Genomic DNA, 11,900 nt, shown 5'->3' on the forward strand with positions numbered 1-11,900 from the left:
TGAGACCTCACCCTTAATTTCTAAATAGGGACAGGCGTAAGCTAATTCAAGTAGAGAAAGAAAAAAATTGCATCTTGGCAACCAACCCTTTTAAATGAAACTAAGATGAACTAACGAGTACAGCTGTGGACAAAAACCTTTGGCGATGGATTGAACTCAACGAATACGAAACGCCCAGTGTGCCGACAACGATGTTGGCAAAGCGTTGGTGGCAGAAGATGCTGCAAACACTCAGGCCGAGCCGCGTCGAAGTATCCACCGCAAACTCGGCAGAGGAGGAACCGAAAGGCGTCGAATTTAAGTTTGATGAGCAACCTTTACTGGATTCGCTAAACACGCTATTGGACCAGCAGAATCAAGATGATCCACGTGTTACTTGGCTAGTACTCGCACCGGCATCTCCAGCTTGGAGTGTGATACGAAAATGGGCTAATCAAAACGGCTGGCAACCCGTATCAATGCCTCAGCGTGACTCATTACTGACTTCAAGTTCGGTTGATGAGTTAAATATACCGTCTGAACCCTGGGTGGTGGACGATTTATCGCACGGTTTTGTTCGGCATCCTCTTGGTATACGTTGGTTGCAAAACTTTTTGAGAAAAACGCTTCAGACGCCTCAATCACCGGGGCTTGTCATTTGTGGCAGCTGGTTATATTACTACTTAGAGAAGACTCATGGCGGGATCAATCGCCAGGCGTTAACGTTACGACCTTTCGATACTGAGTCTATGGTGACCAGTCGCATCGCTGTGAGTCGAGCGCATGCTAAACGTCTGGTTGCGGTGAGTGAGGGTCACCCGGGCATTGCGGCGGCTTATCGTAACGCTTTTGCTGTCGCGGCTGAACAAACTGAAATTGTACTTGAAATGCCTCAGGTGCCAACCGCTCATGGTGAAACATCAACGTTTGTCATTTATGCACTACTTTTACACGGTGGGCTTAGCACGTTTTTATTAGGAGAAGTGCTTAACAGTATTGCGCCCAACCTTATTGAGCACAGTCTAAACTTATTGCGTAGTCACGGAATTGTGAGGTATCAGGATGATCAGTGGTCGGTCACTGAACTCGGTTACCCAGCCGCTAAGCAGTTTTTAGCGCAACGCGACTTTAATTGGACATCGTGTTAGGGGTAGGATTTTATGGACACACAAAAAATTTCCGACTTGTTTAAGACGGTTGATTCAAACGCAGCTCTGCAAGTTGTTGCGATCATCCTAATCGCGTGGCTTATTGTATTTTTGAGTCAGCGATTACTGCCTCGTCTAGCCAACTTACTTCATAGTAAACAACGCTTGTACACGTTGGCGCTGATTCCTTTGATTCGCTTAGTTGTCGTAATCGTCGCGTTAGTTATGCTTGTGCCAATTTTTATAGAGCCGACGCTAAAAAATATGGTCGCAGCCTTGGGAGCGCTTGGGTTAGCTATTGGCTTTGCGATTAAAGATTATGTGTCGAGCTTGATAGCGGGAGTCGTTGCGATTCACGAAATGCCTTATCGCCCCGGTGACTGGGTGACCATTGACGGCGTTTATGGTGAGGTGACCCACATAGGATTGCGTACCGTCGAGTTGGTCACGCCCGATGATACGGTCGTTGCGATGCCACATGAGAAAATTTGGCAACATGCGGTGCTCAATGCCAATAACGGCGGTCCATCGTTGATGTGTGTGGCAGAGTTTTTTTTGACGCCAGAATCTGATGGTTTGGTGGTAAAAGAGGCATTGGAGCAAATAGCATTGACAAGTCCCTACCTACAAATTCACAAGCCTGTTGTGGTTACTGTAAACGATGAGCCGTGGGGCACACGATATCGCTTGAAAGCATACCCTGTTGATCCGCGACAGCAATTTAAGTTCATCACTGACTTGAGTCTTCGTGGTAAACAACGTTTGCTCGACTTGAAGATAGAGTTTGCCAAAGTTGAAACCGCAAAAGTGAACTAATTTTTTAAGGGTTTAATCCGTTTTTGAGTGATTAATGTAAAACTAAAGACTCAATTAGTTAGCAGGGCGCACATCGATAAAGCTGCGGAACCTCAATTATGAACTCAAACTACCAGCATGTATTAATTCTTGAGGACGATGCGGTTACCGCGGAACACCTTTCGAGCATTTTAGTTAAACAAGGTATTACATCGGTCACGCGATTTGAAAGCGGGTTTGAGGTGTTGCATGAAGTTGAACACAGTAAACACCCGGACCTAATTTTATGTGACCTCCGTTTGTCGGATATGGATGGTCTTCAATTTGTACGGTTTTTAACAGAAACCCATTATGAAGGCGATATTGGATTTATCAGCGGCAACGATAGTCGAGTGCTAGATGTTGTTCAGCAATTGGCTCGCTCACTTGGCTACTCAGTTCTAGGGGGATTAACCAAGCCCGTTACGCCCAATCAGGTGGTCCGCATGCTGATGGCGCGACCGATTAATGAACCTGCACCACAGCCTCACTCTATATATTCGTTATCAGCAAATCAGATTATCAAAGGCATTCGAAGTGGTGCGTTGGTCCCTTATTATCAACCTAAGGTTGATGTGAAGGATAATCGGGTGGTTGGCTTTGAATCTTTGGCGCGCTGGCGCGATAAAAAAACTGATCAGGTTTTATCGCCAGCTACGTTTATTCCTGTTGCTGAGCGGTTTGGTATTATCAGTGAGCTGAGTTTGACCTTTTTAAAGACTGTCTTGAGCGACTTTAAACAGTTTCACGCCTTTGATGAGCAGGTCAGCGTTTCGGTCAACTTCAGTATCGAGAGCCTTAGCGATCGTCACCTGCCGGACATGCTGATCGACCTGCTGCGTGAATATAATGTCTCTCCGTCTCGTATCGTGATTGAAGTAACAGAGTCTCGCTTAGCTCATGATCGAATTAATGTTTTAGAGGTTTTAGCACGTTTACATCTAGCGGGTTTCCGTCTCTCCATTGATGATTTTGGAACAGGGTACTCATCGCTTTATCGGTTGAAGCACACACCGTTTGAAGAGCTTAAGCTTGATCGTTCCTTTGTTCAGGACGCCGTCAAAGATAACTCTGCGCAAGCGGTTATTCGCTCTTCTATGCAGCTTGCTAAAGAGCTTAATATGGAAGTGGTTGCTGAAGGTGTAGAGACCGTAGAAGAAGAACAGTTAATAACTCAGATGGGCTGCGGTGTCATGCAAGGCTTCCGCTTTGCAAAACCGCAACCCATTGAGAGCGCTTTTAATATTGAGTGGCCTCTTCATCAAGTGTCTCAGGTAGAAAGCCACCTGACTGGTGACGCCAGAGTTTAGCGTAGAGGCCATCTTGCTCAAGTAGCTGCTCGTGACTACCTTGCTCAATAATCTGACCTTTATCCATTACGATCAGTTTATCCATCGCAGCGATAGTGGATAAACGATGCGCGATAGCAATGACGGTTTTACCTTGCATCAGTTGATACAAGTTATCTTGAATAGCATTTTCAACCTCAGAGTCGAGCGCTGATGTTGCTTCATCTAAAATAAGTAACGGCGCGTCTTTGAGCATTACCCGCGCTATGGCAATACGTTGACGCTGTCCACCCGAGAGCTTAACGCCGCGTTCACCAACATGCGCCTCGAGTCCCCGTCGTCCTTTTGAGTCCTCGAGTTGGTCGATGAACTCATTGCAATGCGCGCGTTTTACCGCGAGTAACAGCTCTTCTTCGGTGGCGTCGGGGCGGCCATAGAGGATATTGTCGCGCACGGAGCGATGCAGTAGAGATGTATCTTGCGTGACCATACCAATATTAGCGCGCAGCGTGTCTTGCTGTACTTGGCTAATATCTTGACCATCAATCGTAATGGCACCTTTTTCTACATCGTAAAAACGCAGTAATAAGTTAACCAACGTCGACTTGCCCGCCCCCGAGCGACCGACAACGCCAATTTTTTCACCCGGTTTAATGTCTAGATTGAAATCTTCCATTACACCGGAGCCTTTTCCATAGTGAAAGCTGACATGGTTAAACCGAATGTTACCGTGCGGTACGTTTAACGGTTTGGCATCGGGTTTATCAACAATACGCTGGGGAACGGCGAGTGAGCCAATACCATCTTGTACGGTGCCGATGCTCTCGAACAGCGTTGATAGTTGCCACATGACCATTTGTGACATACCGAACAAGCGCAGTACTAAACCAATGACAACCGCCACGGCACCCAAGGTGACCCAGTCGCCTCTCCACAGGACGATGGCGGTCGCAGCAGAGCCGAATAATAGTCCACAGTTGATAAAATATAGAAAGCCGTAGAGTTGCGTGACGAGGCGCATTTGCGCATGGACGGTGGTTAAAAACTCGCTCATCCCCTCTTTAGCAAACCGTGCTTCACGTTGTGCATGGGAGAACAGTTTGACGGTTTGGATATTGGTGTAGGAATCGACAATACGTCCCGTCATCACCGAGCGTGCATCTGCTTGTAAAGCGGAAACCTGTCCCAGTTTTGGAACATAATAGCGCAACAAGATCCCATAAAGTACGAGCCAAATTGCGAGTGGTAACATGAGACGCCAATCGGCGGAACCAATAATAAAGAACATGCCAATAAAATAGACCACTACGTAGTTAATGATCTCAATAAACGACATGATACATTGTCTGACAGCTAACGAGGTTTGCATCAGCTTGGTTGCGACCCGACCAGCAAACTCATCCTGATAATAGCTCATCGACTGCTTCATTAAATAACGATGTCCCTGCCAACGAATGCGCATAGGAAAGTTACCGAGCAGTGTTTGGTGAGTCAGCATGGAGTGCACCCAAACCAACAAGGGTAGTCCGATAAGGACGAGTGCGCTCATCCACACTAAAGGTATGAACTGATCTTGAAAAATTGTTTCGCGATCTTGCTGCGACAGCCAATCGACAATTTGCCCTAAAAAACCGAAAAGCCAAACTTCTGCGATGGCTATTCCAGCCATAAAGAGCGCAGTCATCAGTAAATAGGGCGTTGAGCCTTTAGTAAAGTGCCAACAAAACGCAAAAAAGCCTTTCGGCGGTTGCGTTGGCTCTTCCTCGGGAAACGGGTTGATACGATTTTCAAACCATTTAAACAACATCAATTGAACTCCAGAAAAATTATTGGCCGAGGTAGCGGCTGCGTTCTTGGCGCCATGCTTCAGTTTGGATGATAGCTAAAAGCTCGCGGTTGATAGACTCGCGGAGCGGGCTGCCTTGTGGTAGTACAAAGCCATAGTCTTGCGAAATCACGCGTTCGGGTAATACACGGACGTTATTATATGACTGTGTACGAATCAGGTAGCGAATGATAGGTTCATCATAAACCACAGCATCGAGCTCACCATTGTCGAGTTTCTCTAGGGCTGTGTTGAGATCGGTTACAGATTCAAAGCCGATATTCTTATCTTCTAACCAGCGCGCTGTCGCTGAAGAGCCAATGGTCGCTACACGCGCATTACCTAAATCTGCAACACTGGATACTTTTGACGGAAACTTAGAAACGGTCAACGACGAAGCGATACTTGCGGTGAAGCTCGAAATAATGATGACACAGGTAAACATCCAGATCAGACTGACCGCTCGTCCGCCCAAGCTCCGCGGCGATTTATCACCGTAACCCACGGTGGTCATGGTCACGGCGGCCCACCAAAAGCCTGATCCCAGGCCCTTTAGAGGCTGGTCAGAGAACTCTTCAGTATTTTCTTTGCGCTCGAAATACCAAACTAATGCACCGGCAACAAAGAGCACCAACGATAGAATCATAATGATGTATAGAAAATCAAAGGACACAAAGCGTTTAGTCATTGCCCACCAAGTTGACTCGTTATTGACGGGTACAGCAATAGCCAGACCGCCATTGATAAACGGTTGACTAAAGTCTAGTCGTGCTTCGCGTTCAGAGGTGATGGTGAGTGCACCGAGGCCGAGATCATAGTCGCCCTGCTCCACACCATTGATAACCTCGTCTAAGGGCAGTGGATACAGTTCATAATTGACGTTTAACCGATCTGCGATATCTTGCCATAGTTGAATTGCCAAACCTTGATATTGCTGGTTACTTTGTTCAATGACAAATGGCGCATTCACGCGTACTGCAATTTTTAATGGCTCTTCAGGCTGCGGTGTTGCCTGCGGCTGTGCAAACGCAGATGAGGATATGAGTACGGCGATAAACGCGAAAACAAAATGACGCATGTGAACGTACCTTATTAATTAATACAAATTAAAGATTAGCAGTTATGATTACATAAAATAGTGTCATACCGATTGATTATTTGAATACTTTGGAAAAATAGTAAGAGGAATGTTCTATGCGAAAACTGGTTTACACCTTGGCAGCGTGTAGTGTGCTAATGACTGCCGGCGCGCTAGCGCAACAACAAAGCTATCAGCATTTTAAGCCGAAGCCTTCTGAAAATTTAGCGCAAGCGCTCGCCAATATTGATGAGTATAACGCGAAGCTGAAATCTTTAACCGAAGGCGAGATGACCGCTCAGGATTTAGCCAAAGTGCATGAAATTACCTACACATTAGAAGTTGCGCTGGCGCGCCTGAGTAAAGAGCTGGATGTTGCGGCGAATTCATTGGAGCAGGTCCACTTAGGTTCAGAGGCCATGAACCAAGCGCGCGTGAAAGGCTTTGCGAAAGACTACCTACGCACGCTCGACACAATCACCTCGGCTAAGAAAAACTAGCCTTCATGAGAAACAGGCGGATAGATGCTTAACCCAGAACTCGGGCGCTTGCTCAAGTGCCCGATCGCCAATTGAAACCTCGCAAATAGCCTTTTCATCATGTTCGGCTCGTGGCAAAGGTAACACGATGATCCCCTGTTGTTGGGCATAATGAACAAGTTTTTCAGCCGTTATTGTCGCGTTATACGGGAGACGAATATGAAACATAGCCGCTTTGGGCTGTGGTGGAATGATTTCGAAGTCAGCAGAGCTTAGCAAGTCCGTCACGGTTTTAGTGAATTCAACAAAATCAGGCATCTTCAGCAGATAACTCTCTAACCCTTTGCGAGCCGAAAGCGCCTCAGGATAGAGTGTGATAGGATTCCCACCCGCGCGACGTGACCAGACACGTGCAGGTTCTATTAACTCATCGTTACCAATCAGGGCCGCACCAAATATTCCACCTAAATCCTTATAAAAGCTAACGTAAATACTGTCGAACAACTCGGCAATTTGAGCCAGTGAGCGTTGGTAATATTCGGTCGCTTGCCAAATACGGGCACCATCTAAGTGCATACGTACGTTGTGCTGGCTACACCATGCGCGCATCGTGAGCAGATCATCCCAAGACGGCATTGCGCCACCTATTTCACGCATCGGCGTCTCGACAATAATCGCAGCCACGTGTTCAGGGTTAAGCTGAGTGATATCGACCGCTGTGAGCGCGCGCTGCGCTTCACCCATAGAGTGTACGGACAGCCCCCACAAGTGCTGTATCGCATCATGCTCATGGAGTCGTAAATGGGACGTCGGATGCAAACCAACGCCGTTTTTGCCACTGGCTTCGCTGTAACACTTCATCGCAACACACTGGGCGAGTGTGCCGGTTGGTAAGAAGAGCGCTGAAGGTTTGTCAAAGAGTTCACAGATTTGCTCTTCAAACTCGCTGACAATACCGCCCCTTCCATAGCTATCGCGCGAGTCGCGTTCTTGCGCATACTCGCTTAATTGCACCAACTCGTTTTTTAGAGTCGGTTGTGGATGGCGATGAATGACCGCCGAGGCGGTGTTTAATTGTGAGTGAAACTCAGATTTTAAAGCGTCAGGGATGTGCATCTCTTATTTCATATGGACTTTGCCGCCAATCATTTTATACGCTGGAGTGCCTCGAATCATCGTTTCCCGTGCGAACTCTTGCCCACAACCTGGGCAGTGGCATGGGGTTTGCGTGTGATCCTCGACTATCCGTTCGATAAAACATTTTACCAGTGCACCTTTACCACCTTTGCGATATTTAAATAAGGTGGTTTTACATTGCAAACAAGAAATCTGTACGGTGCGAACGGGACCTTTTTTATTTGGCTTAGCCATATCTCCCAATAGGTTGCGTAGGTTTTAGCTAATATTAGCAACTGAGGAGGTCGGTTGGCTAACGAAAGCCTATAAAACTCCCAAATCAATTGCTTTTAGTACCGCGCGGGTGCGGTCATGAACGCCCAGTTTGGCCATAACCGACGAGACTTGGTTTTTTATCGTCCCAGTCGATTTAAACAAGCTATCGGCGATTTCTTGATTACTGAGTCCTGCCGCCATCAGTCTTAGAACAGCGAGTTCTTTATCGGTTAACGGCTCTACCAATGTGGGAGTGGTCTTAGCGCTATTGTGGTTTAAGCTGTTCACGATACGCTCGGTAATCGCTGGCTGTAGCCAGGTACCTCCATTAACGAGTGTACGAATCGCATCGACCAACGTTTCTAGAGAGACATCTTTAAGTAGATAGCCCTTTGCACCTGCTGCAATGGCTTTAATAATTAATTCGTGATCATCAAAGGTCGTTAGAATTAATATAGGTAGCCGAGGATGTGTCTGGCGCAGGCGCTTTGTCGCCTCAATGCCATCCATACGCGGCATACGAATGTCCATCAGCACGACATCCGGTTGTACTGAGTCGATCACGTTAATGGCTTCCTCACCATCGCTCGCCTGCCCACAAATCGTAAGCGCATCACTTATGGTTAGCAGACTTTCTAATCCTTGTCGAATAAGCGTTTGGTCATCGACAAGTAGCACCTTGATCATAGTGCTTGCTCCTTAGGTAGTGTTGCAGTGATGGTTAACGTTGGCTGTTCATGAATGCGTAACTGGCCTTTAAGTTCTGTGACGCGTTCAACCATGCCTCGAAGGCCATTACCGGGCCGCAATGATTGCTTTATTGTGCCCGAATCAGCAATTCGCATTTCGATATCCTCGTTACTCGATAGCTCAATAGTCAGCGTGTTGCCGTTGGAGTGCCGAAAAAAGTTAGTAATGGCTTCTTTTGCAATCAGTAATAGCGTCTCGGCCGTAGCAACATCAGTCACGGTAAGGTCGTCCGAAATATTAAAAACGACCTGCTTGTCTTGGCTGTTGAGTTGTAAAGCGAGCAAAGCGCTTTTAACATCGATTGCAGCCGTGCTGCGTATATCGTTAACCGCTTCGCGGACATCGGCAAGTAACAGTTTGGCCACTTGCTGACTGCGCTCAATCAGTGTTTTTACTTGGCCTTCCGACTTACGTTCGGCTACTTGCAATTGAATAGTGAGGGCTGTTAGGTGATGTCCGACTAAGTCATGGATATTTCGAGCGATACGGGTGCGCTCAGATTGTTTACTCGCCTCAGTAAGTAGCGTCTGTGTTGCGCGAAGCTCACGATTAATTGCTTCCTCTCGCTCGCGGGCTTGTTGCTCTTTTAGTTGGGTCGTCATCATCACGATAGAAAAAATTTCAAACGTCCAAAATAAAACGGCGCTGAGCCAAGCGCCTGATTGTTGCCAATGAACGTGATAAATGACACCAAAAATAATCGATAAAACAGCCATGAGTATGACTGCACGTAGCAACGACATAAAGTAGGGCAACTGCGCGGCCCAGATCACTAACAGAATCGCGACATAATTATGCGGGATAAAAAAGAAGGTGAAATAAATACAGGCTAGCTGTAGAGAGATAAGCCCGTACCGAGTATGGGGTTCATATGTGAATGGCTTTTGTCGTGTGGTGAGACTAAAGCAAACGATAAACCCAATCAATGCGAGGCCAGTTACGTAAGTTGAAATCGCACTCCAAGGTAGCAAACCTTGACGGTGAGTAAAGTAAACCGAGGTCACCGAGACAACCAGCCAAGTGAGCAGACCTGCCCAACGATCAGCGCCCAGATGTGTGATATGTGAAATGTATTTTGCAATGTTCATATTGGCAGTATGCCGTGAATATCTTCCTTTAGAAATAGGCCGAAAGTCACCTTTTAAGTCATGACCTTTGTCACTCACAAAGAGCGCTTGAGTTGCTTAAGCTTTCAATCAGTGAACTGACGGAGAACACCCATGTTGCAATTACATTCCTTTCTTTTATATACGCATATCCTAGCAGGTGCATTGGCTATGGTTCTATTTGTTATCCCGATGGTGGCCCGTAAAGGCAGTCTCAACCACCGTAAGTATGGGCGCTTTTACACCTACACGATGTATGTGTTAGCCATTTCAGCCTTAGTGATGTCGGTGATGGTACTTGTGGCTCCGACCTACTTTAAGGGTCAGCTGATTAATCAATCGACCTCGCCAGAAGATACCCTAGCGACGGTACGCATGTTTTGGACGTTGCTTCTTTTTCTGTCATTACTGACCTTTACATCCATTCATCATGCGAACCGAGTATTGCAGACGAAAGGAAATAGAGCACCGCTACGAAAATGGCACTATGTTGCAATGCCGGTGTTATTAATGGTCGTTGCCAGTGTGCTTTTTGTGCAGGGTGTATTAATGGCACAACATGCATTGGTAAGTCCTTACTTACACTTTATTTTTGCTGTGCTGGGTATCGTCAACGGCTATCAAATACTGTCTTATATATTTTCGAAAAATGTAGCGCGCAATCGTTGGTTAATTGAACACTTAAGCTCCATGTGTGGTTCCGGTATCGCGGTCTACACAGCCTTCTTTGCCTTTGGTGCGAGGCATGCGTTGGCACATATCGGTCAGTGGCAGTTACTGTTTTGGGTTATGCCCGGTGTGTTGGGTGGCGTTGCGATTTATTTCTACAGCAAAAAGTATGAAACCTTAAACACGCGCAAAGGAGTCTAATATGAAAAAAATAATATTCATGATAGTGCTCTTTTGGAGTTGTTGCTCAAACGCGCAAAGGAGCGACATAGAGAAACTGCTGAACATGGAGCAATATGACCAAGCTGAGACGATTTCGCAGCAGTGGATTCAGGATAAGCCAAAGGATGCTAATGCCTGGTTCTGGCATGGGCGCGTCATGGCGGTACAGGCAAGTAGCAGTTTTTTTAGTGCCTTCAGTTACGCGAATGAATCACTTGAAGCTTTCAAAAAGGCAGTCGAGCTGGAGCCCAGTAATCCGATGATGGTTATGGGGCTGGTCGGTTATTACCGAAATGCACCAAGTATCGTTGGAGGTGGCGAAGCGCATGCAAGAGCACTTATCAAGCAAAGTTACATTGGTTACCCGGAACGCTATGAATTTCAGCTCCATTACGGGCTTGTCCTGCAAGAGGAAAAAGACTGGACAGATGCGTTTCAGCTTTTTGAAAGGATGATGTCTGCTGAAAGGCTAAATGAGCGACTGATGGGTTATTATCAATTTGCTCGGACGAGTATCTTTTCGGAGTCACGAACTGCTGACGGTGTGACTGCGCTAAATAGGTACCTTAAAGAGCTCACGACGCTGCAAAAACCTGATACATCTTTACCAAGCGCTGATTGGGCACGCTATCGCTTAGCGCAGTTATATGCTCATCAGGGGGCGCAGCAGCAATTTAATGAGTTGGTGAAAGCCCGTGATAAACATGAGGAAGAAACGTTGAACGAAGCGTGGCAGTCACTGCTGTCAAAGCGTTAATAAAAGCGAATACAGTTGCGGCCAGCGAGCTTGGCACGGTATAAAGCCGTATCTGCATTTTTAATCAAACGTTTACTCGTTTTAACAAGTTCCGAATCTGCAATCGGTGGCTCATAATAGCCACCAATGCTGACAGTCAGTATGTCTGCGCACTGTGATTTTGGATGTGTAATCGCAAGTCGACTGATTTGTTCACTGATGTTGTTTGCCATCTTTAATACACTACTGGCATTGGCAGAAGACATCAGAATGGCAAATTCTTCACCGCCATAGCGAGCAACAAAATCGGTACCTCGCTTTACCAGTTGAGCTAAGCTCTGACTAACGGCTTTGAGCGCATCGTCACCCGCCAAGTGACCAAAATGATCGTTA

General features: G+C 46.7%; 13 protein-coding genes. 6 read left to right on the forward strand and 7 right to left on the reverse strand.

Annotated elements, in window-relative coordinates; translation table 11 throughout:
* Positions 1-125 precede the first annotated feature (125 nt).
* The 3 genes from ABNS04_RS08200 to ABNS04_RS08210 all read left to right on the forward strand — a co-directional run bounded on the left by ABNS04_RS08200 (position 126) and on the right by ABNS04_RS08210 (position 3,271).
* Positions 126-1,127 carry a hypothetical protein gene (locus tag ABNS04_RS08200; protein WP_272978249.1) on the forward strand — a complete coding sequence of 334 codons (1,002 nt, stop codon included), beginning with the start codon at positions 126-128 and terminating at the stop codon, positions 1,125-1,127.
* 12 nt (positions 1,128-1,139) lie between these two features.
* On the forward strand, positions 1,140-1,943 hold the full coding sequence (locus ABNS04_RS08205; protein WP_272978248.1) for a mechanosensitive ion channel family protein: 804 nt from the start codon (positions 1,140-1,142) through the stop codon (positions 1,941-1,943).
* Positions 1,944-2,041: 98 nt separating this feature from the next.
* Positions 2,042-3,271 carry an EAL domain-containing response regulator gene (locus ABNS04_RS08210; protein ID WP_272978247.1) on the forward strand — a complete coding sequence of 410 codons (1,230 nt, stop codon included), beginning with the start codon at positions 2,042-2,044 and terminating at the stop codon, positions 3,269-3,271.
* Here the strand turns inward: ABNS04_RS08210 and ABNS04_RS08215 are convergent.
* Entirely contained in the window at positions 3,201-5,054 is a 1,854-nt protein-coding gene (locus tag ABNS04_RS08215; RefSeq protein WP_272978253.1) for an ABC transporter ATP-binding protein, read from the reverse strand. The genes ABNS04_RS08210 and ABNS04_RS08215 overlap by 71 nt on opposite strands.
* A 22-nt stretch (positions 5,055-5,076) precedes the next feature.
* Positions 5,077-6,153 carry a transporter substrate-binding domain-containing protein gene (locus ABNS04_RS08220; protein WP_272978246.1) on the reverse strand — a complete coding sequence of 359 codons (1,077 nt, stop codon included), beginning with the start codon at positions 6,151-6,153 and terminating at the stop codon, positions 5,077-5,079.
* Positions 6,154-6,269: 116 nt separating this feature from the next.
* Between ABNS04_RS08220 and ABNS04_RS08225 the strand changes: the two genes are divergently transcribed.
* Entirely contained in the window at positions 6,270-6,653 is a 384-nt protein-coding gene (locus ABNS04_RS08225; protein WP_006954645.1) for a DUF6746 family protein, read from the forward strand.
* Positions 6,654-6,656: 3 nt separating this feature from the next.
* Here the strand turns inward: ABNS04_RS08225 and ABNS04_RS08230 are convergent, their stop codons facing one another.
* The 4 genes from ABNS04_RS08230 to ABNS04_RS08245 form a co-directional block, all read right to left on the reverse strand.
* Entirely contained in the window at positions 6,657-7,748 is a 1,092-nt protein-coding gene (locus ABNS04_RS08230) for a beta-eliminating lyase-related protein (RefSeq protein ID WP_272978245.1), read from the reverse strand.
* A 3-nt stretch (positions 7,749-7,751) separates the two neighbouring features.
* Entirely contained in the window at positions 7,752-8,003 is a 252-nt protein-coding gene (locus ABNS04_RS08235; RefSeq protein ID WP_006954641.1) for a hypothetical protein, read from the reverse strand.
* A 69-nt stretch (positions 8,004-8,072) separates the two neighbouring features.
* The gene (locus ABNS04_RS08240) at positions 8,073-8,711 is read right to left on the reverse strand and encodes a response regulator transcription factor (RefSeq protein WP_272978244.1); all 639 of its coding nucleotides are present in this window, start codon (positions 8,709-8,711) and stop codon (positions 8,073-8,075) included.
* Positions 8,708-9,862: a histidine kinase gene (locus tag ABNS04_RS08245; protein WP_272978243.1), complete on the reverse strand. Its 1,155-nt coding sequence runs from the start codon at positions 9,860-9,862 to the stop codon at positions 8,708-8,710. The genes ABNS04_RS08240 and ABNS04_RS08245 overlap by 4 nt, the downstream gene beginning before the upstream one ends.
* A 132-nt stretch (positions 9,863-9,994) precedes the next feature.
* Here ABNS04_RS08245 and ABNS04_RS08250 point away from each other — a divergent pair, with 132 nt between their 5' ends.
* Both ABNS04_RS08250 and ABNS04_RS08255 read left to right on the forward strand, forming a co-directional pair.
* Entirely contained in the window at positions 9,995-10,750 is a 756-nt protein-coding gene (locus tag ABNS04_RS08250) for a hypothetical protein (protein WP_006954636.1), read from the forward strand.
* Between the two features lies 1 nt (position 10,751).
* Positions 10,752-11,528, forward strand: coding sequence for a hypothetical protein (locus ABNS04_RS08255; RefSeq protein ID WP_131382121.1), 777 nt, complete (start codon positions 10,752-10,754; stop codon positions 11,526-11,528).
* On the opposite strand, the gene ABNS04_RS08260 is transcribed toward ABNS04_RS08255, so the two are convergent.
* The coding region (locus ABNS04_RS08260) for a GGDEF domain-containing protein (protein WP_348671348.1) at positions 11,525-11,900 on the reverse strand (376 nt) is incomplete at its 5' end. The two genes, ABNS04_RS08255 and ABNS04_RS08260, sit on opposite strands and share 4 nt — an antisense overlap.

This window comes from uncultured Idiomarina sp. (genome assembly GCF_964010655.1).
GTDB classification, from domain to species: domain Bacteria; phylum Pseudomonadota; class Gammaproteobacteria; order Enterobacterales; family Alteromonadaceae; genus Idiomarina; species Idiomarina baltica.

Excerpts from the sequence above, each read along its gene's own strand:
- ABNS04_RS08205 (WP_272978248.1), top strand. The coding sequence starts at position 1,140 with ATGGACACACAAAAAATTTCCGACTTGTTTAAGACGGTTGATTCAAAC.
- ABNS04_RS08210 (WP_272978247.1), top strand. The coding sequence starts at position 2,042 with ATGAACTCAAACTACCAGCATGTATTAATTCTTGAGGACGATGCGGTT.
- ABNS04_RS08220 (WP_272978246.1), bottom strand. The coding sequence starts at position 6,153 with ATGCGTCATTTTGTTTTCGCGTTTATCGCCGTACTCATATCCTCATCT.
- ABNS04_RS08225 (WP_006954645.1), top strand. The coding sequence starts at position 6,270 with ATGCGAAAACTGGTTTACACCTTGGCAGCGTGTAGTGTGCTAATGACT.
- ABNS04_RS08230 (WP_272978245.1), bottom strand. The coding sequence starts at position 7,748 with ATGCACATCCCTGACGCTTTAAAATCTGAGTTTCACTCACAATTAAAC.
- ABNS04_RS08235 (WP_006954641.1), bottom strand. The coding sequence starts at position 8,003 with ATGGCTAAGCCAAATAAAAAAGGTCCCGTTCGCACCGTACAGATTTCT.
- ABNS04_RS08240 (WP_272978244.1), bottom strand. The coding sequence starts at position 8,711 with ATGATCAAGGTGCTACTTGTCGATGACCAAACGCTTATTCGACAAGGA.
- ABNS04_RS08245 (WP_272978243.1), bottom strand. The coding sequence starts at position 9,862 with ATGAACATTGCAAAATACATTTCACATATCACACATCTGGGCGCTGAT.
- ABNS04_RS08250 (WP_006954636.1), top strand. The coding sequence starts at position 9,995 with ATGTTGCAATTACATTCCTTTCTTTTATATACGCATATCCTAGCAGGT.
- ABNS04_RS08255 (WP_131382121.1), top strand. The coding sequence starts at position 10,752 with ATGAAAAAAATAATATTCATGATAGTGCTCTTTTGGAGTTGTTGCTCA.